At 29.5% G+C, this 24,057-nt stretch carries 26 protein-coding genes, 2 pseudogenes and 1 riboswitch; of the genes and pseudogenes, 19 read left to right on the plus strand and 9 right to left on the minus strand.

Going from position 1 to position 24,057, the window contains the following annotated elements:
• Positions 1-15: 15 nt before the first annotated feature.
• Genes FAY47_RS15180 through FAY47_RS15190 form a run of 3 tightly spaced genes read left to right on the plus strand, consistent with a single transcriptional unit; the run spans position 16 to position 3,272 of the window.
• On the plus strand, positions 16-939 hold the full coding sequence (locus FAY47_RS15180; RefSeq protein ID WP_243129632.1) for a phosphate acyltransferase: 924 nt from the start codon (positions 16-18) through the stop codon (positions 937-939).
• A 22-nt stretch (positions 940-961) separates the two neighbouring features.
• A complete protein-coding gene (gene buk / locus FAY47_RS15185) occupies positions 962-2,065 on the plus strand; it encodes a butyrate kinase (RefSeq protein ID WP_143317750.1) in 1,104 nt (367 codons plus the stop codon).
• 46 nt (positions 2,066-2,111) lie between these two features.
• A complete protein-coding gene (locus FAY47_RS15190) occupies positions 2,112-3,272 on the plus strand; it encodes an iron-containing alcohol dehydrogenase (protein ID WP_143317751.1) in 1,161 nt (386 codons plus the stop codon).
• A gap of 157 nt (positions 3,273-3,429) precedes the next feature.
• Here FAY47_RS15190 and FAY47_RS15195 read toward each other — a convergent pair whose 3' ends face one another.
• Both FAY47_RS15195 and FAY47_RS15200 read right to left on the minus strand, forming a co-directional pair.
• On the minus strand, positions 3,430-3,894 hold the full coding sequence (locus FAY47_RS15195; protein WP_143317752.1) for a pyridoxamine 5'-phosphate oxidase family protein: 465 nt from the start codon (positions 3,892-3,894) through the stop codon (positions 3,430-3,432).
• Between the two features lie 48 nt (positions 3,895-3,942).
• Positions 3,943-4,197: pseudogene (locus FAY47_RS15200) on the minus strand (radical SAM protein); the annotation flags it as partial.
• Between the two features lie 36 nt (positions 4,198-4,233).
• Here FAY47_RS15200 and FAY47_RS15205 point away from each other — a divergent pair.
• Together FAY47_RS15205 and FAY47_RS15210 are read left to right on the plus strand one after the other, a co-directional pair.
• Positions 4,234-4,338: a helix-turn-helix transcriptional regulator gene (locus tag FAY47_RS15205; protein WP_143317780.1), complete on the plus strand. Its 105-nt coding sequence runs from the start codon at positions 4,234-4,236 to the stop codon at positions 4,336-4,338.
• Between the two features lie 6 nt (positions 4,339-4,344).
• Positions 4,345-4,713 carry a hypothetical protein gene (locus FAY47_RS15210; RefSeq protein ID WP_143317753.1) on the plus strand — a complete coding sequence of 123 codons (369 nt, stop codon included), beginning with the start codon at positions 4,345-4,347 and terminating at the stop codon, positions 4,711-4,713.
• An 88-nt stretch (positions 4,714-4,801) separates the two neighbouring features.
• Here FAY47_RS15210 and FAY47_RS15215 read toward each other — a convergent pair whose 3' ends face one another.
• The gene (locus FAY47_RS15215; protein WP_143317754.1) at positions 4,802-5,941 is read right to left on the minus strand and encodes a zinc-dependent alcohol dehydrogenase; all 1,140 of its coding nucleotides are present in this window, start codon (positions 5,939-5,941) and stop codon (positions 4,802-4,804) included.
• A 196-nt stretch (positions 5,942-6,137) separates the two neighbouring features.
• Between FAY47_RS15215 and FAY47_RS15220 the strand changes: the two genes are divergently transcribed.
• On the plus strand, positions 6,138-6,800 hold the full coding sequence (locus FAY47_RS15220; protein ID WP_143317755.1) for a phenylalanine--tRNA ligase beta subunit-related protein: 663 nt from the start codon (positions 6,138-6,140) through the stop codon (positions 6,798-6,800).
• 73 nt (positions 6,801-6,873) lie between these two features.
• On the opposite strand, the gene FAY47_RS15225 is transcribed toward FAY47_RS15220, so the two are convergent.
• From FAY47_RS15225 to FAY47_RS15235, 3 genes are read right to left on the minus strand one after another with little or no spacing between them, the layout of a single operon-like run.
• Positions 6,874-7,338, minus strand: coding sequence for a pyridoxamine 5'-phosphate oxidase family protein (locus tag FAY47_RS15225; RefSeq protein WP_143317756.1), 465 nt, complete (start codon positions 7,336-7,338; stop codon positions 6,874-6,876).
• 48 nt (positions 7,339-7,386) lie between these two features.
• Positions 7,387-8,076 (minus strand): radical SAM protein, encoded by a 690-nt coding sequence (locus FAY47_RS15230; RefSeq protein ID WP_143317757.1) that lies wholly within the window; start codon positions 8,074-8,076, stop codon positions 7,387-7,389.
• 18 nt (positions 8,077-8,094) lie between these two features.
• Positions 8,095-8,802, minus strand: coding sequence for a B3/4 domain-containing protein (locus FAY47_RS15235; protein WP_143317758.1), 708 nt, complete (start codon positions 8,800-8,802; stop codon positions 8,095-8,097).
• A 74-nt stretch (positions 8,803-8,876) separates the two neighbouring features.
• Positions 8,877-8,972: riboswitch (guanidine-I (ykkC/yxkD leader) on the minus strand.
• A 303-nt stretch (positions 8,973-9,275) separates the two neighbouring features.
• On the opposite strand from FAY47_RS15235, the gene FAY47_RS15240 reads away from it, so the two are divergent.
• Positions 9,276-9,839 carry a CYTH domain-containing protein gene (locus FAY47_RS15240; protein WP_143317759.1) on the plus strand — a complete coding sequence of 188 codons (564 nt, stop codon included), beginning with the start codon at positions 9,276-9,278 and terminating at the stop codon, positions 9,837-9,839.
• A gap of 168 nt (positions 9,840-10,007) precedes the next feature.
• Here the strand turns inward: FAY47_RS15240 and FAY47_RS15245 are convergent, their stop codons facing one another.
• On the minus strand, positions 10,008-10,823 hold the full coding sequence (locus tag FAY47_RS15245) for a nitroreductase family protein (protein ID WP_185966852.1): 816 nt from the start codon (positions 10,821-10,823) through the stop codon (positions 10,008-10,010).
• Positions 10,824-11,055: 232 nt separating this feature from the next.
• Here FAY47_RS15245 and FAY47_RS15250 point away from each other — a divergent pair.
• The 4 genes and pseudogenes from FAY47_RS15250 to FAY47_RS15265 all read left to right on the plus strand — a co-directional run.
• Positions 11,056-11,220: pseudogene (locus FAY47_RS15250) on the plus strand (DUF1232 domain-containing protein); the annotation flags it as partial.
• 73 nt (positions 11,221-11,293) lie between these two features.
• Entirely contained in the window at positions 11,294-11,650 is a 357-nt protein-coding gene (locus tag FAY47_RS15255) for an MmcQ/YjbR family DNA-binding protein (RefSeq protein WP_143317761.1), read from the plus strand.
• Between the two features lie 55 nt (positions 11,651-11,705).
• Positions 11,706-12,128: a VOC family protein gene (locus FAY47_RS15260; RefSeq protein WP_143317762.1), complete on the plus strand. Its 423-nt coding sequence runs from the start codon at positions 11,706-11,708 to the stop codon at positions 12,126-12,128.
• A gap of 164 nt (positions 12,129-12,292) precedes the next feature.
• On the plus strand, positions 12,293-13,258 hold the full coding sequence (locus FAY47_RS15265; RefSeq protein ID WP_143317763.1) for a helix-turn-helix transcriptional regulator: 966 nt from the start codon (positions 12,293-12,295) through the stop codon (positions 13,256-13,258).
• A gap of 9 nt (positions 13,259-13,267) precedes the next feature.
• On the opposite strand, the gene FAY47_RS15270 is transcribed toward FAY47_RS15265, so the two are convergent.
• The gene (locus tag FAY47_RS15270; protein WP_143317764.1) at positions 13,268-13,756 is read right to left on the minus strand and encodes a GNAT family N-acetyltransferase; all 489 of its coding nucleotides are present in this window, start codon (positions 13,754-13,756) and stop codon (positions 13,268-13,270) included.
• A gap of 259 nt (positions 13,757-14,015) precedes the next feature.
• On the opposite strand from FAY47_RS15270, the gene FAY47_RS15275 reads away from it, so the two are divergent.
• The 6 genes from FAY47_RS15275 to FAY47_RS15300 all read left to right on the plus strand — a co-directional run bounded on the left by FAY47_RS15275 (position 14,016) and on the right by FAY47_RS15300 (position 20,352).
• Positions 14,016-15,578, plus strand: coding sequence for a leucine-rich repeat protein (locus FAY47_RS15275; protein WP_143317765.1), 1,563 nt, complete (start codon positions 14,016-14,018; stop codon positions 15,576-15,578).
• A gap of 256 nt (positions 15,579-15,834) precedes the next feature.
• Positions 15,835-17,835 (plus strand): KUP/HAK/KT family potassium transporter, encoded by a 2,001-nt coding sequence (locus tag FAY47_RS15280; RefSeq protein WP_143317766.1) that lies wholly within the window; start codon positions 15,835-15,837, stop codon positions 17,833-17,835.
• A gap of 163 nt (positions 17,836-17,998) precedes the next feature.
• A complete protein-coding gene (locus FAY47_RS15285) occupies positions 17,999-18,460 on the plus strand; it encodes a spore coat protein (RefSeq protein WP_143317767.1) in 462 nt (153 codons plus the stop codon).
• Positions 18,461-18,653: 193 nt separating this feature from the next.
• Positions 18,654-18,947 (plus strand): hypothetical protein, encoded by a 294-nt coding sequence (locus tag FAY47_RS15290; protein ID WP_143317768.1) that lies wholly within the window; start codon positions 18,654-18,656, stop codon positions 18,945-18,947.
• Positions 18,948-18,984: 37 nt separating this feature from the next.
• On the plus strand, positions 18,985-19,698 hold the full coding sequence (locus FAY47_RS15295) for a protein kinase family protein (protein ID WP_143317769.1): 714 nt from the start codon (positions 18,985-18,987) through the stop codon (positions 19,696-19,698).
• An 87-nt stretch (positions 19,699-19,785) separates the two neighbouring features.
• Complete coding sequence (locus tag FAY47_RS15300; protein WP_143317770.1) at positions 19,786-20,352, plus strand: hypothetical protein; 567 nt, start codon at positions 19,786-19,788, stop codon at positions 20,350-20,352.
• Between the two features lie 57 nt (positions 20,353-20,409).
• Here the strand turns inward: FAY47_RS15300 and FAY47_RS15305 are convergent, their stop codons facing one another.
• On the minus strand, positions 20,410-21,303 hold the full coding sequence (locus FAY47_RS15305; RefSeq protein WP_143317771.1) for a hypothetical protein: 894 nt from the start codon (positions 21,301-21,303) through the stop codon (positions 20,410-20,412).
• A 243-nt stretch (positions 21,304-21,546) separates the two neighbouring features.
• Between FAY47_RS15305 and FAY47_RS15310 the strand changes: the two genes are divergently transcribed.
• A complete protein-coding gene (locus FAY47_RS15310) occupies positions 21,547-22,761 on the plus strand; it encodes a macrolide family glycosyltransferase (protein ID WP_143317772.1) in 1,215 nt (404 codons plus the stop codon).
• Between the two features lie 176 nt (positions 22,762-22,937).
• A complete protein-coding gene (locus FAY47_RS15315) occupies positions 22,938-23,924 on the plus strand; it encodes a hypothetical protein (protein WP_143317773.1) in 987 nt (328 codons plus the stop codon).
• Positions 23,925-24,057: the final 133 nt, after the last annotated feature.

Raw genomic sequence — 24,057 nt, forward strand, 5'->3', positions numbered from 1 at the left:
AGATATATACAAGGAGTGATAGAAAAAATGCAGATTAAGAGTTTTCAAGATTTAGTTAAAAATGTTCAAAGTATAGAAAAAAAAAGCAAGATTGCAGTGGTGGCTGCCCATGACAAACACACTCTCGAGTCAGTAATAAAAGCAAAAAAAGAGAATTTGATAATTCCTTTGTTGATAGGAAATGAAGAGAGAATTGTGGAGATATTGACAATGTTGGGTGAAAGTGCTGCTGACTATAAAATCGTACCTGCAATGGATGTTGATGAATGTTTGGATATAGCAGTCAAGATGGTTCATGAAAGTATTGCAGATGTACTTATGAAGGGAAAGCTGGAAACAGCTACTATGATGAAGGCAATTTTAAAAAAAGAAAATGATTTAAAGAAAGGTGGAACTATATCTGTAGTTGGCTTTTGTGAAACAGAAAAGTATCATAAGTTGCTTGCTATAAGTGATGTAGCAGTCAATATATATCCAGATTTGGAAAGAAAGAAGGATATTCTGCTAAATGGGGTTTATGTTTTGAATGCAATGGGTGTTGAAAAACCAAAGGTAGCAGTTTTGGCACCTGTTGAAAATATAAACCCTAAAATGCCTGAAACTGTGGATGCAAATTATTTAAAACAAATGAATCAAGATGGAGAAATCCATGGATGCATTATAGAAGGACCTATTTCATTTGATCTAGCAACTAGCAAGGAAGCAGCAGAAATAAAGGAATACGAAAGTCCAGTATCAGGAGATGTAGATTTGTTATTAATGCCAGATCTTGTGTCTGCAAATGTACTAATAAAGTGTTTAACAGGATTTGCAGGTGCACAGACTGCAGGTTTATTAGTTGGTGCAAAAATTCCGGTGATAGTGACATCCCGTTCAGCTCAAGCTTCTGACAAATATTATTCTATTGTACTTGCAGCATATGTGGCACAAGGTTATTGATTGGGAAAGGTAGTGTAATATAATGAAAGATTACATGGTTTTAGCTATAAATCCAGGATCAACATCCACAAAGATAGCAGTATTTAAGAATGAAAAAAAAGTGTTTAGTAAAAATGTATCTCATGATACTAATAAATTAAAAGAATTTAAAGAAATACAGGATCAATTGGTATATAGAAAAGAAATTATTGAGCAAGAACTTAAGGCTAATGGAATTTTTATAAAAAACATTGACATCTTCGTAGGAAGAGGAGGTGGTCTGGTTCCAATTAAAGGGGGAACATATATAATAAATAGTAAACTTCTTGAACATGCTAGTAAGGGAATGTCAGGACAGCATCCAGCACAGCTGGCAGCTCAGATTTGCAACATCTTTGTAGAAAAATATGGTGGTAAGGCTTATGTTGTAAATCCTCCAGATGTTGATGAATTTGAGGAAGTTGCAAGAATTACTGGACTATATGGCATATACAGAGAAAGTAGAATCCACACCTTGAATCAGAAGGAAGTTGCATTAAGGTATTGTAATGCAAATAATATAAAATATGAGGAAAGTAACCTTGTTATTTGTCATATTGGAGGAGGTATTTCTGTAACGTCACACCATAATGGGAGAATGATAGATTCAAATGATATTATTAATGGTGATGGACCTATGACACCCACCAGAGCTGGAACATTGCCCACTATAAAGGTATTGAAAATGTGTTATAGTGGAGAATTTACAGAAAAAGATTTGTACAAGAAATTGTCAAAGGAAAGTGGTTTGACTGCTCACCTAGGAACAGCCGATGTCAAAGAAATTGAAAATCGTATTGCAGCAGGCGATAAGTATGCAAAACTTGTATATAATGCGATGATTTATCAAATTGGTAAAAGTGTAGGAGCAGCAGCTTGTGTGTTGAAAGGAAAAGTAGATGCAATTATTTTGACAGGTGGAATAGCAAATAGTCAATATCTAGTGGCAAAGTTAAAAGAATATATCAGTTGGATTTCTGTGGTCAAGACAATAGCTGGAGAATTTGAGATGGAAGCTCTTGCAGCTGGAGCTCTTAGGGTAGTATGTGGCAAGGAAGAAGCTGTAGTATATACAGGGCAACCTACTTGGAGTGGAGTTTCTACTTAAAACTTATTGAAAGATAAAAGAATATAAAATGATAAGGAGATAGCTTATGAATAATTTTAATTATTATAATCCAACTAAAATTTTTTTTGGAGAAAATTCAATTAAAAATTTATCAGAACAGTTAAAAGCTTATGGAGAGAACATTCTTTTAACTTATGGTGGTGGAAGCATTAAGAGAAATGGGATTTATCCTAGTGTAATTAAGATATTAAAAAATGAAAATAAAAATGTTTTTGAATTAAGTGGAATCATGTCTAACCCAAGAAAAGAAAAGGTTTATGAAGGAATTAAAATATGTAAAGAAAATAATATAGACTTTATTTTAGCTATTGGTGGTGGTAGTGTTATTGACTGTTCAAAAGCAATCTCAGCTGGATCTAAAATAGATAGAGATTTTTGGAAAGCTTTTTTCATTAATAATGAAGAATGTTATGATGCCACCCCGTTGGGAGTTATTTTAACGATACCAGCAACAGGAAGTGAAATGAATTTAGGTAGTGTAGTTACGGATTGGGAAAAGAATTTGAAAATTGGATATATGAGCAAAATGTTATATCCAAAGTTCTCTATTCTAGACCCAACATATACCTATACATTACCAAAAGAACAAACTATATATGGTTCAATTGATATTTTAGCCCATGTGTTTGAGCAATATTTTAGTGAACCAAATGATTCAAATCTAAGTGATGATTTAAGTGAAGCTATTATTAAAAATGTAATAGAAAATTTAGAAATAGTACTTCTAAATCCAACTGACTATATAGCAAGGTCAAACCTGATGTGGTGTAGTACCATGGCACTCAATGGAGTTATTGGTTTAGGAAAAAATCAAGATTGGACAAGTCACCAAATAGAACATTCATTATCAGCGTTTTACGATATCCCACATGGTGCAGGACTTGCAATTGTGTTTCCAAGTTGGATGAAGTATGTATATAAACATGGATTAAACAAATTTGTAAGATATGCTATTAATGTTTGGGGTGTTGATATAGTCAATAAAACAGATGAAGAGATTGCATTAGAAGGCATTGAAAAGACAAAAGAGTATTTTGTTAAAATTGGAGCTCCAATAACATTAACTGAAGTAGGGATTCCAAAAGAAGATATAGATAGAATAACAGAAAAAGTTTTCTTGCCTAATACTGGATATATCAAAATGACAAAGGAAGATGTGAAAAATATATTGATAGCTGCTATCTAATTAATTTCCATGGGGGAAGATATAATATCGGTATTTGACATATTTCTTCGTAAAGTAAGGTAGTACATGAGCTGGTACAAGATAAGATACAAGTAGTTTTTTGGGGGGATAAACCTACCCCCCAAAAATTTTTGATTTGGAATTTTATCTTCTTTAACTATCTTCTTGCTTTTCCAGAAATATGATCTATAGTAATTTTTATTACCTTAGTTGCTTTACCTGCCTTAATAATATATTCTTTTCCTTGTTCAATAAAGTCTGGAGAATACTTATTTAAAGTTTCTAAAAGAGCCATATTTTTTTCATCATCCAAAACTTCAATTGCTTTTCCAAATACAACTATACTCTCGTATTTTGTGCTAAATTCTTCAGGTAAAACATATATGCTATCAACCACACAAAAAGATACTTTATCGTTATTCAATATATTATCTAATTTATGTCCTTTAGTAGCACAATGAAAATATATTGAATCATTAAAGAAGACATAACTTATTGGTACACCATAAGGATAACCATTTTCACTTATAGTTGATAGAATACCGTAACTAGTATTCTTTAAGACTTCAATAATTTCATCATTTTTGAGTTCTCTGTCTTTTCTTCTCATTTCTCTAAACATAGCAATCACTCCTTGTTTTAAATATAATTCCTTTATACATTAGTTTAACTAACTATTTAGTAATGCCTTTGAAATTTCCTCAAATCTTTCATCAGTTATACCAAGTTTTTTCTTAAATCTTTCATCTTCCATTCTTCCAATGATTATCTTGTCTGGAGATAATTTGTTAATAACATCTTTAATCTTATTAATAGATTCATCTGTGTCATTATAACCTTTTATAATTGTTACCTCTAAAATAAATTTACCTTTATATTGCTTGTTAAATAAAACCATGTTAGAAGTATATTCTTCTAACAGAAAGAACTAGCAGAAAAATTATGTGTTTCAAGACAAGCTATTACCAAATGGGAAGCAGATAGAGGTATGCCTGATATTGAGAATATTCAAAATATATCCAAGTTATTTGGAGTGAGTATTGATTATTTATTAGATGATGAATGAAATCTATTGAGTTCCGTAGTAAAAGAAACTATCAACATTAAGGATTATGAAAAGATAGGCAAATTCCTTTCTAGATATGATGCTGTAGTAAGAGCTAAGTATCCAAAAGCAACAATTATATATCCCTTGATACATCTTAAGAAACTGAGTTTCATTGAAAATATTGTTGATTTTCTAGTACAGCCTGGGGTATTGCAGGTAGCAGATTCTTTGAACAATATGTCAGCATATTATTTAGTTGAATTGGATCAGAAGCAACTTCTTGTAAATGTAACAAAGGAGTTTATTGAGAGCAGAGAGCTAAACTGTAAATTTACAAAAAAGAAAATGGTAATTGGAAATAATATATTTAAGAAGTGTACCTATACAATATAATAAGTAAAAGATATTAAGTGCAATATAGAAACAAATTTAACTTCTATAGAAATAATTAAAGAGTGGTATAAGCCACTCTTTTTGTATGTTAAGATTCTTGGGGGTTTAAAATAACTTTTATACAGTTATCAGCTTTACCATCAAAAATTTTATAAGCATGTTCACCTTTATCTAAGGAAAGTTTATGGGTTATTATGTCTGTTGCATCAAATTTGCCATTTTGAATTAATTCTAAAATAGGATCAACATAAGAATGAGCAGGGCATTGACCCATTTTTAATGTTACATTTCTAGCAAAAAAGTCACCTAGAGGAAATGCATTATATCTAGAGCCATAAACGCCTACAAGTGCAACGGTACCACCTTTTCTTACAGCTTGTGTTGATATTTCAATGGCAGATTTTGAGCCACCTTGAAGCTTTAATAAGCTTTCTACTTTTTCTATATTGGACATTTTGCCGTCCATTCCTACACAATCTATTACAGCATCAGCACCCCCGCTTGTAATTTCCTTTAAAAATTCTCCTGTATTATCATATTGTTCAAAGTTAACTGTTTCCACCTGATTATATTTTTCAGCATGCTCTAGTCTATAGTCGATACAATCAACGGCAATTACACGTTTAGCTCCCTTATAAATGGCCCATTTTTGAGCTAATAGTCCTACAGGTCCACAGCCTAAAACAACTACTGTATCTCCAGGTTTTACACCAGCTATATCAACTCCCCAAAGGGATGTAGGTAGTATATCGGTTAAAAATAATACTTGCTCGTCAGTTAAGTTTTCTGGAATAATTTTAGGACCTACATTAGCATAAGGAACTCTTAAAAATTGAGCCTGCCCACCATCATATCCTCCGTAGGTGTCACTATATCCGAATATTCCGCCAGCTTCACCATTTGGATTTGAATTATCACATTGGCTCCATAAATCATGTTCGCAATACCAGCAGTGGCCACAAGAAACAGGGAAGGGAACTATAACCCTATCGCCCTTTTTTATTTTAGTGACTTCATTTCCAACTTCTTCAACAATTCCCATAGTTTCATGACCTAATATGAAGCCTTTTGGAAGGTTTGGAATAAAACCATGAATTAAATGAAGATCTGAACCACAAATTGCTGTTGAGGTTACTTTTACAATTATATCATCGCTCTTTTGAATTTTAGGGTCATCAACATCTTGAACCTTTACATTTCTTATGCCTTCGTATACTATTGCCTTCAATATTATCACCTACTTTTATTCTTTATTGTATTATTATGACCATTTAAAATTAAAATATTTAAAAAGAAATTTTACTGCAGAAAGTAAAGCATCATATTACAAAAGGGATTGGTTTTATATGGTATAATTGTAAGCGTAATAATGATAAATGAAGAACATGAAGAAAATTAATAAGTACAAAGGAGTTTGAATTATTATGATAGATGTTATAATTTCTGAAGAGTTTAAGAAAATTTGTCCTGAAATTACACTAGGCTGTATACAGGCGCATGTTGATTTAAAAAGCAGCAGTGATAGATTATGGAAAGAAGTTAACGATTATTGTGAAGTTTTAAAGGAAGAAATAAATATAGAGGACTTAGCATCATTACCTAACATTAAAGAAGGAAGAGAATTATATAAAAAACTAGGCAAATCACCTAGTAAATATAGATTGTCTTCAGAAGCATTACTTAGAAGAGTTTTGCAGGGAAAAGGGGTTTATAAAATAAACAATATTGTTGACATAAATAATTTAATATCATTAAAATTCAAGTTACCTGTGGGTTCATATAATATTGAGAACCTTAAGTCTCCAGTTACTTTAATGATAGGTAAGGAAGGTGAAAAATACAAAGGCATTGGAAAGGAAGAAATAAATATAGCAAATCTTCCTGTGCTCACTGATTCTATTGGTAGATTTGGAAGTCCTACAAGTGATTCAGAAAGAGCTATGATATCAGATAATGTAAGTGAAATTTTAATGTGTATTTTTTCTTTTAGTGGTAAAAACAGTATTGAAAAATATTTAGAATATAGTAAAGAACGTTTAGAATTATATGCTAAGGGAAAAGATATTAAAATTAAAATAGTTGAATAGTTTTCAAATAGGAATAGGACTTACTATTAGAAGTAAGTCCTTGATGCATCTTAAATGAAGATTGGACATTTAACTATCTTCTTGCTTTTCCAGAAATATGATCTATAGTAATTTTTATTACCTTAGTTGCTTTACCTGCCTTAATAATATATTCTTTTCCTTGTTCAATAAAGTCTGGAGAATACTTATTTAAAGTTTCTAAAAGAGCCATATTTTTTTCATCATCAAAAACTTCAATTGCTTTTCCAAATACAATTATACTCTCATATTTTGTGCTAAATTCTTCAGGTAAAACACAGGTGTTGCCAACCACACAAAAAGATACTTTATCGTTATTCAATATATTATCTAACTTATGTCCTTTAGTAGCACAATGAAAATATATTGAATCATTAAAGAAGACATAACTTATTGGTACACCATAAGGATAACCATTTTCACTTATAGTTGATAGAATACCGTAACTAGTATTCTTTAAGACTTCAATAATCTCATCATTTTTGAGTTCTCTGTCTTTTCTTCGCATTTCTCTAAACATAGCAATCACTCCTTGTTTGAAATATAATTCCTTTATACATTAGTTTAACTAACTATTTAGTAATGCCTTTGAAATTTCCTCAAATCTTTCATCAGTTATACCAAGTTTTTTCTTAAATCTTTCATCTTCCATTCTTCCAACGATTATCTTGTGTGGAGATAATTTGTTAATAACATCTTTAATCTTATTAATAGATTCATCTGTGTCATTATAACCTTTTATAATTGTTACCTCTAAAATAAATTTACCTTTATATTGTTTATTAAATATAACCATGTTAGAGATATATTCTTCTAAAGAGTATCCTTCAATTGGCCTTTGGATTTTTTGAAAATCTTCTTCAGTAATTGCCTTTATCTCTCCAATAACTTCATCGCACTTATTGACTATTTTTATGTATTCATCTCTACCTAATATGTAGCCATTAGATAAGAGCCTTACTGGTACTCCCTTACTTTTAATTAGGTCTATAACATCATCAATTTTGTCATTTACAAGGGCTTCCCCCTTTGAATTAATGAAAACTAATTCTACATTATTATCTTCTATCATATTGTTTAATTCATTTAATGAATTATCTATTTCATCAAATGATTGTTGTGTATCAACCTTATTGTGTGATCTTCCAATAGGGCAGAATATGCAATCAAAATTACAATGCTTTTCAGGAAGTATGTTTACTTCTAGCACCCTTTTTCCATCCTCAATATAAATATCTTTATAGCTAAAACCACTCATTCCTTTATCCTCCTAAAATTATTCTATTACTAGCTCTTTATTATCAATATCCAAAATTGAAATTTTATTTGTTCCTCCTAAATTATCCTGTACTGATTTTGATAGGTCATTAAGGGCGTTTTCAAATTCTGTTAATCTACTCTCATCAACCAATTCGATACATAAAAAAGCATTACTTGTATTTTCAGTAAGCATTGTTCTTACTGCTTCACGCCAATTAAAGCATCTGCAAATTGCACCATTATCATCTTTATAGACTATTTCTCCTTCATATGGAGGTGAGTTTTCATCTGTTCCAAGTGGAATAAATTCTTCATCTCCAGCAGCTGTAGTTAATTTTATAGGTCCTGCAAATTTGTCTATATCCTCTCCACCACAAGGCAGTGCATACCTTAACGAAATAGAGTTATAGATATCAACTAGTGGATTAATAGTTCCTATATGATTTCCATTACGAACTCTCTTAAGTAGTGCTTCTATGGATGATCTTGCACCTTTCTTTGTTTTAAATTTTTGGAATGTTTCTCTCCATACCTTTATTACAGGGTTAATACTAAATTCTGGATTTTGTAAATGTGTTAATGCTTTCTTTTCAGCATTTAAAATCATTTCTGCATATTGATCCTTATCCTTTATAGAATTATCTATGCCATTACAGATAATAACCCCAATTTTAGCATTAGGAAATAGATTCCAAAAGGAATCTTCAATAATAAACTTTTTCATTACAATACCTCCTATATTATTTATTTTGACTAAAAAATTGAAAATAAAAAAAGCCTATGGAAATATTATTAAATATCTCCCAGGCTTTTATCCTTCCGTGTACACAGATAACTGTGCGTTTTCTCTCGGACCTGCCAACTAAAAGTTGCGGAACCCTAGAAAACTAAAAAATATATTTTTGTGATTTATAAAATAAATATATGAGAATTTTAGCATAAGACCACATTTAAATCAACACAATATTAAAAAATTGAAGTAGCGTTAATAATGGGGGAGTAGTTTATAATTAATATGTAATAATCACATTAATGGATTAAAAAGTGTATAAAGCTAAACAATTATTTGGTTTACATAAAAATAGAAAAAGTAGTAAAATATGAGATATAAGAATGAATTATAAAAATAAAATGATGATTTAGATTTTAGAGAAAATATTGCATAAAGTGCAATAAAATAATTTAAGGAGGTTAGTGATGATAGAGCAGGAAAATAAAGTTTTATTAAGTAGATTTCAATATGACATTATAGATAAAAAATTTAAATGGAACGAAGTAATAGAGCAGAAAAATTATTACTATGTAAATGATTTTACAATAAATAAAGATATAACAGTACGTGTAAGAGAGAAAAAATCAAGGTTATTATTGCAAGTTAAAATTCCTATATCAAAAAAGGAGTCTTTGCATATTAAAAAGGAATATGAAAAAGAAATTTTAGAGTTACCAACACTCATTACAAGTAAAGAATTAGAGGATTTATGTGGTTGTAAATTAGGAGATGTAAAATATTTAAGTGAGCTACAAACTTTAAGGAAAGTCTGCAATTGGAGCAATAATGTTGAGGTTTGTTTGGACTTAAATAAATACCTTAATATTACTGATTACGAATTGGAAATTGAATACGTAGGATTAGAGCCAAGAGAGTTAATTGAGCACTTAACTAATATAGATATTTGTTTTAAAAGAAACATAAAAGGAAAGTTTTCTAGATTTATGAGCGAGTATATTAAACTAAATAATAGAATGAATCAGGGATAGGGAGAAGTGATTTTCAAAAAAATAGTCATCTAAAATTAACACATTTTCATTAGCAAATTCACCAGTTAAAAAATAGATTTTTTAAGCAACTCAGGTATGCGAATAGGACTTACTATTAAAATAAGTCCTTGATACATTCTGAATATCATAATCCTTACAATTTTATACTTACCAAATTTCATTATGTATTTTTGATAAATCAAACCTACTTTCAGATTTTCTAATTTCTTTAGGATAACCTAATGATATAACCGATATGGGAATAATAGATTCTGGCAATTTAAATTGTTTAACTATTTGTTTTCTCCAATCAGAATTTTGAATTACACCACACCATACTGCACCTATCCCTAAACCATGTGAAGCAAGTAGCATATTTTGTGTGCTGGCAGAGCAATCAGCAATTAGTAATTCTTTTGTACCTTGCAAAATTTTATCTCCACAAACAATAATACAGCAATTTGCATTTTGCAGCATTTTCCCATTGATATTTATCTTACTTAACTCCATTAGCTGGTCTTTATTCTTAACAACAATAAAATTCCAAGGGCGTTTATTCTTAGCAGATGGAGCACAAAAACCAGCATTTAAAATTGTATTTAACTCTTTATCTGTTATAGTTTGTTCAGTATATTTTCTAATACTTTTACGGGTTGAAATTGCTGAAATTACATCAAGCTTACAATTTTCTATGAAATCTTGTGTATCTAGAACATCAGATATAATATTATCTTCTGTAATCATTAATTCAACTTTCATGATTGTACCACAATAGCCAAGTAAATCTTGCAGTTTCTTATTGATAATTAAAATTTGAACGTTATTTCCTTTTGAAATTAATTTATTTCTATAAGGGATGTTATTTATAGTTCCTTTTACATAAATAGTTCCTTTAGGTTTATTAAAAACTTCTTTTGCATTGAAAGGTATTATTATATATACACTTCTTCCATCTTTAATCATTTCAGCTTCATATGAAATCATATAATCACCACTCATTATTAATAGTATTTTTCCATCATAAATTATTAGCTTGGATTAAAATTATAAAGATATTGTAACATAAATTACCATAAAATTCATATGAATCAACACAATATTAAAAAATTGCAGTGGTGTTAATGATGGTTTTTAGTGTATCGAAAAATATGTGGAATTGTGATAAGATATAAAAAATAAGTATTAACTGTTAAGATGAATATAGGAGATTTAAAAGATGAATTTAAAAGATAGAGCGAGAAAATTAAAATCAGATGTGCTTGCTTTATTCCTTGCTTTAAAGAAGAAAGAAACACCTGTAATTGCAAAAATTTTTGCAGGAATTACAATTGGGTATGCATTATCGCCTATTGATCTTATACCAGATTTTATACCAGTTATATCATAATGGAAAAGTGCTAAATAAGACTATTTATATAATACACAAACAAATAGCAATTTCGGAAGGTGTTTTTATGATAGAAAGAGAAGAAATTTTTAATTATGTAAAAGGAAAATTTTACACAGAACCAGATTATCCATGGCTTAAGTATCCAGACTATGCAGTGCTTAGGCATGAAGGTGGTGGCAAATGGTATGGACTAATTATGAATGTACCAAGAATTAAATTAGGCTTAACTGGAAAAGGAAGTGTTGAGATATTAAACTTAAAATGTGACCCAGAATTAAAGAGTATATTAAGAGATCAAGAAGGAATCTTGCCTGCATACCATATGAATAAGGAACACTGGATAACAATTGTTTTGAATAGCTCTTTTCCTAAAGAAGAAATCAATAATTTAATTGATTTAAGTTATGATTTGACAAAATAGAAATTTTGGACGGAAGTAAAACATAATTCACTGTAATATAAGAAGGAGAAAATTTATGATTCAATCAGTAGTGCATATTGCTTTAGTAGTAAAAGATTACGATGAAGCAATTGAATTTTATACGAAAAAACTTCATTTTCAATTAATAGAAGATACATATCAACCTGCGCAAGATAAAAGATGGGTAGTAGTATCTCCACCTGGTTCAAATGGAACAACAATATTATTAGCAAGAGCTTCTAAGGCAGAACAAGAGCCTTTTATAGGAAATCAATCAGGGGGAAGAGTTTTTCTTTTCTTAGGAACTGATGATTTTTGGCGTGATTATAATGAAATGAAAAAAATAGGAATAGAGTTTGTTAGGGAACCTAAAAATCAGGACTATGGAACGGTTGCAGTATTTAAAGATTTATACGGTAACTTATGGGATTTAGTTGAGTTTAATAAAGAACATCCAATGTTTGAAAGAGTTAAATAAGTTGTTTATTATTGGGGTTAAGGGGCTCAACGGTTCAGTGAAAACATATTGGTGTTTTCACTGTGAATGAGAAAATACCTCTTATAATAGCAAGTAAAATCAAGCAGCAGCCTCTTTATTTCTTTATAATAAATGCAGACGGTTGAAACGAGGTGAACAGGCGAATGTATGAGTGGCAGAAGCAAATTCAAATAATCGTTGATGAAATTGACAAATATATTAAAAATTATAATGATGAAGCCTTGACACTACGCTTTCTTTCTCGTAGGCTAGGTTATTCCGAATTTTATACAACGAGAAAATTCAAAGAAATATCAGGTATGCAATTTAGGGATTATCTGCGGCATAGGAAATTAGCATTTGCACTAAAAGAGGTTCGGGATAGCGAAAAATGCATTTTAGATATTGCCTTTGATTATGGTTTTTCATCACATGAAGCTTTTACTAGAGCTTTTAAGAGAACATATGGTGTATCTCCAAGTGAATATCGAAAAAAGCCTAATCCTGTCGTTCTTCGTACAAAAATAAACCCTTTCGACCGTTACTTTTTAGGATTAGGAGAGATTGGTATGATAAAATCTACAGATGATGTTAAAATTTATTTTGTAACCATTCCCGCACACAAATTTTTGCACATTAAAAACTATGAGAGTAATGGGTATTGGGATTTTTGGCAAAAGCAAAGTCTTATTCCAGGACAAGACTCGGAAACAATTTGCGGCTTACTTGATAGTATCAAGGGTAAATTGGATGATGATGGTGGGAGCGAATCTAACAGTGGCAGCGGTCAGATTATGGCGTACATTAATGACCCGGATGGCAGACTCTGCGATTGGGGTATTCCACGTACAGAGTGTTATGGTGTACGTCTTCCTTTTGATTATAAAGGGGAAGTGCCACCACAAATGCTTATGATTGATGTTCCCGAAGCCGAGTATATTGTTTTTGAACATGGGCCATTCGATTATGAGCAGGAAAATCGTAGTGTGGAGGAAAAGATTGAAAAGGCAATGGCAACTTTTGATTTTGCAGGCACTGGTTACTGCTTTGATACTTCACCAGGTAGAATAATTTACTTTTATTTTAATCCGGAACGGTATTTTAAGTATATCAGACCAGTGCGGAAGTAGATAAAATTCTTATAGATTTAGAAATTTTTCATATCTAATTTGGTCTCTATTATCGATAAATACTCTGTCTACCATTTTAAAACCATTGCCTTCATAAAAGTTTCGCAGTTTGTCCCTAAATGTGCCGCAATTTAACCTTAACCATTTGATGTTGAGTTCCTTACACAATAATTCAGCAGATTGTATTAGTTTGCGGCCATATCCCTTTCCTGCACTTTCTCTACAAACAGCTAACTTGTGTAGTATTCCACATTCATTCTTCTTTAAACTTGCCCAAAATAGAGGGTCATACCATTGTAAAATATATACTCCAATTAATTTTCCTCTCTCATAACATAATTTCATATCCTCTATGCTATATTTCTTTAGTAGTTCTTCACTTGTTATATCTTCATATTTCCACATAGGTTGATTTATAGAATTAAGCCATGTAGCAGAGTCATTTAAAACTTCTGAAAAAATCTCTATATTTTCATGGGTTACATTTATTACTTCCAAGTTTATTCCTCTTTTCTATATGCTCCTTACATTTACTGGATTTGAATTTAATATAATGATTATTATAACATAGTTTACATAATATGCTATAATTTCAAGAACAAGAACTTTTTGAGTGTTATGTAAATTCTAATTTACTTGAAAGATTAAACTTATGCTACCAACAGATCACTAAGCTTCTAAAAAGAGATTAAGTAAAAAAATGAAAATACGATAATATTAACAATATAATATTTTTATTTTTAATAGGAGAATAGGGATGAGAAACAAAAAACTAAAGATGATATGGTCAGTATTTATTTTGATAAGCTTATTTATAAGCTTTAATGGCATGCCTGTTGTTGCAAGTACAACTGGCACAGATGCAAGTGGGTTTACTTGGCAGTCTGATGATGGAGTAACATATTCCATAACAGGCTATAATGGCAGTGATACAAATATTACAATACCTAGTTCCATAGATGGACATACTGTTACTAGTATAGAAAGTAATGCTTTTAAAAACAAACCATTAACCAGTGTGGTAATTCCAGATAGTATAACAAGTATAGGTAGTTTTGCATTTTATTATTGTTCCTCTCTTGTAAGTATATCAATACCAGATAGTGTTACAAGCATAGGAGATAGTGCATTTGCATATTGTATATCACTTCCTGGTATAACACTTCCCACTAATCTTGGAAGCATAGGAAATTCTACCTTTCAAGATTGCAAGGCATTTAAAGGGATAACAATACCAAATAGTGTTAAAAGTATTGGAACTTATGCGTTTTTAGAATGTATTTCTCTTACGGATATAATTATTCCAAGTAGTGTAACAAATATTGGTGAAGGTGCCTTTAAAGATTGTAAGGCTCTTAGATCTGCAACAATGACTGATAGTGTAACAAGTATAGGAAATTATTTGTTTTACAATTGTCAGCTTCTATCAAGTGTGAAATTGTCAAATAATCTTACGGATACTGGTAGTTTTATATTTTACAATTGCTTTTCCCTTTCAGGGGTGACACTTCCAAGTAATCTTATGAATATTGGAAATAGTGCATTTGAAAATTGTACAGCTCTTACAAATATAACAATACCAAATGGTGTGATAAAAATTGGATACCGTGCTTTCATTATGTGCAAAGTTCTCGAGAATATAACAATACCAAACACTGTTAAAATCATAGATTTTAATGCCTTTGCCCATTGTTATGCTTTTACAAATATTATAATTCCAAATAGCGTTACAAGCATTGGGGATTATGCGTTTTATTATTGTACATCTTTAACAGAAGTAACTATTCCTGAAAGTGTTACTAATATTGGTTTTCTAACTTTCAATAGTTGTAATCTATATTTTAAAATTAAGGGATTTGTAGGTTCTTATGCACAGACTTATGCAAGTAGTAACTCTATAATATTTCAAGAGCTAGAGCTGCCTACAATAAATTATACAGTTACCTTTAACAGTGAAGGTGGAAGTGCTGTAGGAAGTGTACAAGCTAATAGTAATACTTTAATAACAGCGCCAATAGAGCCTACAAAAGCAGGGTATATATTTGCTGGATGGTATAAAGAAGCAGAATGCATAAATCCATGGCAGTTTGAAACAGATAAAATAATATCAAACACAGAACTTTATGCGAAGTGGAGAGATATATGTGACATTGACAAGGATGGAACAGTAAGCTTATTAGATATGGCATCAGTTGCCAATAAATATAATACCAAAGATACAGAAACAGAATGGGATTTAAGTTTTGATTTAAATAATGATGGTATAATCGATATCTATGATTTAGTATTGATATCTAGAAAAATACAACAGATTAGTTAACATCTTTATTGCTTAATTGATGTAATTATAGAAGTATAGAATAGATTTCTTTTAAATAGTTTGTGGAAAAATAAAAATACTATAAATTTATTGCAAAAGAATTGACTTATTTTATAATAATGTTATGATAAATAAGATTTGAATTTTTAGGAAATTCTATTTATTAACTAAGACTTTGGATTCTATTTAGCTTTAAGACTGAAATTTAAAAATAATCCAAATATTAAAAATTAAATATAGTAAAGGAAGTCAAAAAATGAAATCAATTATTAAAGGTAAAAACATGTCTAAATTCACTTTAGGAGGAATTTTAGTAGCGTTAGGTGTAGTTTATGGAGACATTGGAACTTCACCACTTTATGTAATGAAATCTGTCCTTAATGGTAATGGTGGAATAGGAAGTGTATCAGAAGATTTTATCCTTGGAACATTATCTATGGTTTTTTGGACAATCACTATTTTAACAACTATAAAATATGTACTTATAACATTGAACGCGGATAATAAGGGTGAAGGTGGAATATTTTCTCTTTTTACTCTAGTACGTAGGCGTGCAAAGTGGCTTGTAGTTCCAGCTATTATTGGTGGGGCAGCACTACTTGCTGATGGAATGTTAACACCAGCTATGAGTATAACTTCAGCAGTTGAAGGATTAAAACTAATTCCAAGCTTTAATTCTGTTTTTGGGAATAATCAGAATAATATTGTTGTAATTGTAATAATAATCATAAGTGCTTTATTTTTTATTCAACACTTTGGAACAGATTTTATTGGAAAATTATTTGGTCCAATAATGCTTGTTTGGTTTTGTACCTTAGCGATATTTGGAATTATGAATATGGCTCATGATTGGACATTACTACGTGCATTGTCTCCACATTATGCAATTCAAACATTATTTAGCAGTGATAATAAGGCAGGTTTCTTTATTCTTGGTAGTATATTTTTATCATCAACAGGTGCCGAAGCTCTTTATTCAGATCTTGGACATGTTGGGAAGGATAATATATATGGTTCTTGGCCTTTTGTTAAGATATGTTTATTGTTAAATTATTTTGGTCAAGGGGCTTGGATATTGGCATCTAATCATAATCCTAGTTATGCGCATATAAAAGATTTAAATCCATTTTATCAAATGGTTCCTGAGGGTCTTTTGATATTTGCTATAGTAATTTCAACTTTAGCTGCAATTATTGCATCACAAGCTTTAATTTCAGGAGCATTTACACTTGTTTCTGAAGCAATTAAGTTAAATCTATTCCCTAGATTACATATTTTGTATCCATCTAAGTCTAAAGGGCAATTATACATACCATCAATTAATAAACTTTTATGTGTCGTTTGTATAGGAATAGTTCTTTATTTTAGAAATTCAGAGCATATGGAAGCAGCATATGGACTAGCTATAACAGTTACAATGTTAATGACAACAATTTTATTGTTTAACTATTTATTAAAGAAAAAGACTCCACTTATTGTGGCTATGTTCGTACTTATTTTCTTTGGTTCAATAGAATTTTCTTTCTTTATTGCAAATGCAGTTAAATTTACTCACGGAGGATTTGTAGCTGTATTAATAGCTTTAGCAATATTATCAGTTATGATTATTTGGATTAAAGGTTACTACATTAAGATGCGTTTATTAGAAGACGTTCCAATAGAAGATTATATGGAACAATTAGATCAATTACGTCAAGATGAGGATCGTCCTAAATATGCAACAAATCTTGTATATTTAACTGGTTGTAGAAAACGCAAGCATATTGAAAGAAAAATAATGTATTCTATTTTAGATAAAAGACCTAAGAAAGCAGATGTTTACTGGTTTGTAAATATTGAAGTTACTGATGAACCTTATTTAGCTGAATATACAGTAGATACCTTTGGAACATCTCACATTGTTAAAGTTCAACTAAAGCTTGGATTTAGAGTAGAACAAAAATTAAATGTCTTCTTACGTCAAATTTCAACTGAATTAGTTGAGAGTGGTGAAATAGAAATACAATCTAGAACTTATACAACTATGCCAGATAGAAAAGTTGGTGATTTCCGCTTTATTTTAATTCAAGAACATCTTTCATGTGAATCGCAATTAAACTCTTGGGATGCACTTATACTTGGTTTAAAATTATTAATAAAGAAAATTACCGTTACTCCAGCAAAATGGTTTGGTCTTGAAACTAGTGATGTTTATGTAGAAAAGGTTCCACTATTTTCAGGACATGCTAAACGTACAGTTTTAAAAAGAACTAAATAGTTTATTTAGACTTTAAGTATATAAAAAACAACAGTGAGATAATCACTGCTGTTTTTTTTATATGTAGAATTAAATTATAGTAATGGAACTAAAGATAAGCTTTAGATGCAATATATGTATAAAAAAAGAGATATTCCACAAAATAAAGTTGGAGGTGTTTAATTTGACAGTAAATTTAACTCAAAAAGAAAGAATGTTATTAGAAGATCAAAAAAGTCATGAAGAAATGTGCATACGAAAATATTCTAATTATTCCGATCAAGCTAAGGATATGCAATTAAAACAAATTTGTAAGAATAATGAACAAATTGAAAGGCATCATCTAGATACAATTAATCAAATATTAAGCGGAAATGTTCCTCAAATGAATCAGCAGCAAAATCAGAGTGCTGGGCAAAACGTTAATAATGCTCAGGATACTCCTAGTAACTTATCAGATAAGGAAATATGTACAGATCTATTAATGACAGAAAAATACGTATCAGGGGCTTATGATACTGCAATTTTTGAATTCAAGGACACTGAAGTACGTGATGTATTAAATCATATACAAAAAGAAGAACAAAAACATGGTGAATCTATATTTAAATATATGGAGAGTAAAGGCATGTACAATGTTCAATAATATTTAATAGTATTATTAAGGTATGCAAGAAAGTTTAGTTTTTTAGGCTAAGCTTTTTTGTGTTTTATATATAATAATGTTGCTTAATTAATATTAATACTTAATTTTTCAAATAGGTAACATAACATAAATTCATTTCATAATATATTAGTATAGAATCTAAATCTAACCAAAAACAAAAGAGGTGTATTTTATGGGATTTTATTACCATGAGTCAAGTAAGGGTCATAAATATTATAAAATGAAAAAAAACTCTAAGGATAATGCAAGCAAATCAAAAAGCAGCGAAAGTAAATCTAAGAGCAGTGAAAGCAAATCATATAGTAAATCATATGATAAATCATATAGCAAGTCATATAGTGACTCATATGATAAACAATATAGTAAGTCTTATAGTGACTCTTATAGTAAAGAATATAGTTGGTCCTATGATGACGAAGAGGAAAAATCATATAGTAATTATGACAAAAAGTCCTATTGCAGATAATAATTCTTGTGTGAGATTATAAAGAAAGTTTAGTATTATGGATAAGTATTACAAAGCTAAAGAAATAGTAGATGGGTATTCTATTCTTAATCTAATAGGAGAAGGAAGATATGGAATTGCATATCTTGCTAAAAATGACAAAGGTGAGAAATGTATAATTAAACAATTAAAAATGGACATGCTTGAAAAGACTAGAGAAAAGTTATTTTACGAAGAAAAGATATTACAAGGATTAAATGATCCTAGATTTCCTAAATTTATTTCAAAATTCAAAGATCAATACAGAGAGGGCTATATATTAGAATATATAGAAGGTAGAGTCTTTGAAGATTTAATAGTAGAAGATGGATATGAATTTAGCAAAAAGGAGATTTATGAAGTTGGAAGTATGCTTTTAGACTTGGTAGAAGTATTGCATAATAATAAAATTGTACACCGAGATATAAGACTTCCAAATGTAGTATTAAAAGAAAATAAGGAACTAGCCTTAATAGATTTTGGACTAGCCAGAATTATAGATAATAAAAAATATGTAAGAGAGATGGATCATTGGTTTATAGGTGATTTTCTAATTCATTTATATTATTCTTCCTACGAAGAAAATGACTTAGAAGAAAAGCCTTGGTATGAAGAACTTGATCTAAATTCAGAAGAAAAAACTTTCCTAAAAAAGCTCATGAATATCGATGGAAGTTATAGAAATATTAAAGAAATAAAAGAACAGCTTGAAAAAATAAAAACTATGAATTGACATTAAAATAAGCCATGTGATTTAATATATTCTATTTAAAATCACATGGCTTTGTAAGTATAAAAGTTAATAGAGGAGGTATATGTTTTGCCAAGTTCAATTGAGATATTAAAAATATACCCTGAAAGTTTCAGAGCCAATTCATATTCAAGAAAGCCATTTAGGATGATTGGTTTAATAGATGTAAGTATAAGATTTGTTCATGGAATAGAAAGAGTAACTTTAGCGTTTTATAGATCATCGGGAACTAATAGTGGAAAAATAAAAGGATTATGGTATCCTATTCTTGGAATAAAGATTTATACAGGAAGATTTACTGAGTTTACAGAATATATTAATTATGTTTTAACTAATACTACTGATAGGGGAAGGGCAGATGAAGGCTGGTTAGCTAAATCTCTATTTTTTTCAAATAATCATACTGATAGAACTAAAATTAGAGGTTTTTCAAATGGAATCCATTATGAAAGCCTTTTAGCATTAGGGAAAATTCTAAGAAATCTTTATGAAGAAGAGGCATATCTAAAAATGAATTCCTTAGATGCTGACAAATTAAATAATATATTAACTTCAAAAAAAATATATATAAATAATAGGCATACTCAAAGAGAAAACTTTGAAGAGTTTATTTACCATATATTTAATGAGAATTAATAATATAGTTGATTTTATAAAAGCTCCCTTGTAGGGAGCTAAAATAATATTTAAGTACTAAGATTTTCTTTCTAAGACAATTCCATTAACACTTATGGCTAATTTTGAAAAAATGCCATGTACAACTCTAACTTCTTCACCATAAATTAAATCTAGTTCTTCATAAGATCTAAAATGAATTTCACGCTTATTTTCGTAATCTGTGATATATACATTATAGTAGTCTCTATCACTATTAGGTACATATTCATAGCCTGTACAAATGCCTATTAAAGATGTTTGAAGTCCAAATAAGCATTCAATACACATAAGAAAACTATTAAAAAACAAGATAAAAAAGAGTATTCCTATGAATAAAGTAACACTTGAATAGTTTGCCAACAGATCAGTAACTATAAGTCCTATTGCTAATACTCTAATAGGATTAGGTAGCCTATCTCTAAAATCTACTTTTTCATGAGTAGTAATCCAAATCTTCAACCGCCAAGTAAAATTACTCCATTTATCTACAGCTATATTTTGAGTAGCTTTAATCCATTGTAATTTTCTATCCTGCAAAATAAATGATAGCTTATTCTTAGTAAATAAAATTATAAATATGAGATATGCTTCCATTATAATAAATGCCATAAAAGCACTAGTGTTTGAAGCTGTTTTTAAATTATTATCAAATAAAACATATCCTATAATTAAAATACTAAAAAGATAAAGAGGTCTTGTTCTTAAGTTAGTCTTTTCCTTTGTCTCAGCAGTAATTTCAACGTTTCTAAATGATATTAACCCTATTAAATCAACAACTAAAAAAAATAAGCTTAAATGATTTAAATTTGTAAAATCGGAAATCTTTATTTTGATCACTAGATAGCTTAAGGTATTTGCTGGATAAAGTAATATCATAGCAATTGATATGTATATAAGAGTTTGTAATTTTCGTGTATTTGAACTATTCATTAGGTATATCCTTCCTATACTAAATATTGTAAGATTCATATTATTTTATTATAAGTATATCTTATTTATTTAAAGATTGTCCATTTTTGTTATGAGGATGTCAATTTTGTAGATTAATTCAATTGAAATAAATAAATTTACAAAAAAATGCTTGACAACACTATCCAGTAGAGTAATAATTTAGTAAATAATATTTACTTGTTAAATATTTTATTTACTAAAATAAAAAAAGGATGTGAAGAAATGGGGAAAACATTATTTTTAGGGGTACCAGCTTATGGACATATAAATCCAACACTAGGTATAATTTCAGAATTGATTAAAGAAGGAGAAGAAGTAATTTATTTTTGCGATGAAGATTTTAGACAAAGAATAGAAAAGACAGGTGCTGTGTTTAAAGCCTACGGCGAGTGGATAAATGTCTTTGGGAAAAGTAGGCCATCTAATGAAAAAAAGATGAATATTGAGTTTTTGTCTCAAATTTTAGATAACATTGTAATGAACTTTGAAAAGAGCATTGAAAGTATTTTGGAAGAAATCAAAGACATAAGGTTTGACTATGTTGGATTTTCGGCTAACTTTCCTTTTGGTGGTGTCATAGCTAAAATATTAAAAATACCTTCATTTTCTTCTTTTGCAGTATTTGCTACTCCAGAAGAAATGCTTCCAAAAGAATTTAAAAAAGAAGTTGAAGAGTTTTTTAAAACCAGTCCTATACAAGGTAAGTACAAAGAAGTTTCTGATAGACTTAATAGAAAATACAATATAGAGATGCCTAAGTTAAAAAATTTAATGTTTAATAAAGGTGATATAAATTTTGCATACACTTCAAGATATTTCGTTGCAAATATTGAAAAATATGATGAAAGTTTTAAATTTATAGGTCCTCCTATATATGATAGAAAAGAAGATACAAAAGATTTTCCTTATAAAGAGATAGAAGGGAAGAAGGTTATATATATTTCACTAGGGACAGTATTTAGCAGCTACGATATAAACCTTTACAATATATTCTTTGAAGCTTTTAAAGATGAAAACCTGGTTGTTGTTATGACAGCTTATAATACAGATTTATCAAAATTTGAAGTTCCTGAAAATTTTGTAGTTAAAAATTATATTTCTCAATCGGAAATTTTAAAATATGCTGATGCAGCTGTAACTCATTCAGGTATGAACAGTACAAATGATTTGTTGTTTAACAATGTACCATTTGTTGCTATTCCTTTAGGAGCAGATCAACCTTATATGGCTTCAAGAGCAGCTAAGTTAGGAGCATGTATTTCCTTAGACAAGGACAAGCTTACTGCAGAAATATTAAGGGATTCGGTAAACAAGGTATTAACAGAACCAAAGTATTTGGAAAACATTAAAAAGATAAATGAATCCTTCAAAGAATGTGGTGGATACAAAAGAGCAGCAGAAGAAGTATTAAACTTGAGAGTTAAGTCATTAGTATAAATTGTTCAAGAAAATATTTACTGTGATTATGTTAAGGGGTAATGTACATAAGTATTACGTGTATATTTTCTATACAAGGGATAAGAAAATTAGAAATTATATGGTCATAAAAAGAACTCTTGAGGAAATAAAAAAGGATTTAAGAGGAATTTAGGGTATAAAAGGGGGAGATTTTTATGATAGAAGTATTTAATGGTTCAAAAATATATGTGGTCTGTGTACCAAAGCACACAACAGGAGGTCCAGAATTACTACATCAATTTGTTAGTAAGCTAAACATGTTAGGGTACGAAGCATATATGTATTATGTTGGAGAGAATATAGAAGATCCAGTAGCCGAGCAGTATAAAAAGTATAATGTAAAATACGTAACTGAAATTGAAGATAAAGAGAGGAATATAATAATAGTGCCAGAAGTCCTTACTATGATTTTATCTAATTATAAAAATATAAGAAAAGTTATATGGTGGTTAAGTATAGATAATTATTATTTTTCTATTGAAATGCTTAAAACACGCTTAGCTAACGGAAAGCTAAAAGCTTTTTTGGGAAACAATTTGAAATACTTTGATTTCAATGATGATAATGTAGTTAATTTGGCCCAGTGTAAATATATAAGCGAACATCTAAAGAAAAAAGGAATTAAAAAGGTCTATTATCTATCTGATTACCTAAACAGAGAATTTTTAAAGCAAAATTTAGGCAATGATTTAAAAAATAAAGAAAACATTGTGGCTTATAATCCTAAAAAAGGCTTGGAATTTACGAAGAAGCTTATAAAAGCTGGCAAGCATATAAGATGGGTTCCTATTAAAGATATGAATCCTGAAGAAGTAATTCAATTGCTAAAAAAATCAAAGGTATATATAGATTTTGGTAATCACCCAGGGAAGGACAGAATACCAAGAGAAGCAGCAATTTGCAAATGTTGCGTTATTACAGGTAGGAAAGGCTCAGCTAATTATTATGAGGATGTTCCAATTGATGATTCATTTAAGTTTCAGGATGATGAAAGTAATATAAATGTTATATTAGATCGTATAACTCAATGCTTTGACAACTTTGAGATTGAAATGGAAAAGTTTCATAAGTATAGGGATATAATTAGAAGATCAGAAATGGAATTTGAAGAACAAATAGTAGATATATTTAAAATATCTTAAATAATTAATCTTTATCAAAACATTAAATAAGTTTTGGTAAAGATTAATTGAGGATGTAGAATAACTTGTGTAAATTGAATATTAGATATGTTTTATAACTGGAAATTTCATTTCCAGTTATATTTTTATCTTT

It is taken from the genome of Clostridium sp. HBUAS56017 (assembly GCF_007115085.1).
Classification (GTDB): Bacteria; Bacillota; Clostridia; order Clostridiales; family Clostridiaceae; genus Clostridium; species Clostridium cibarium.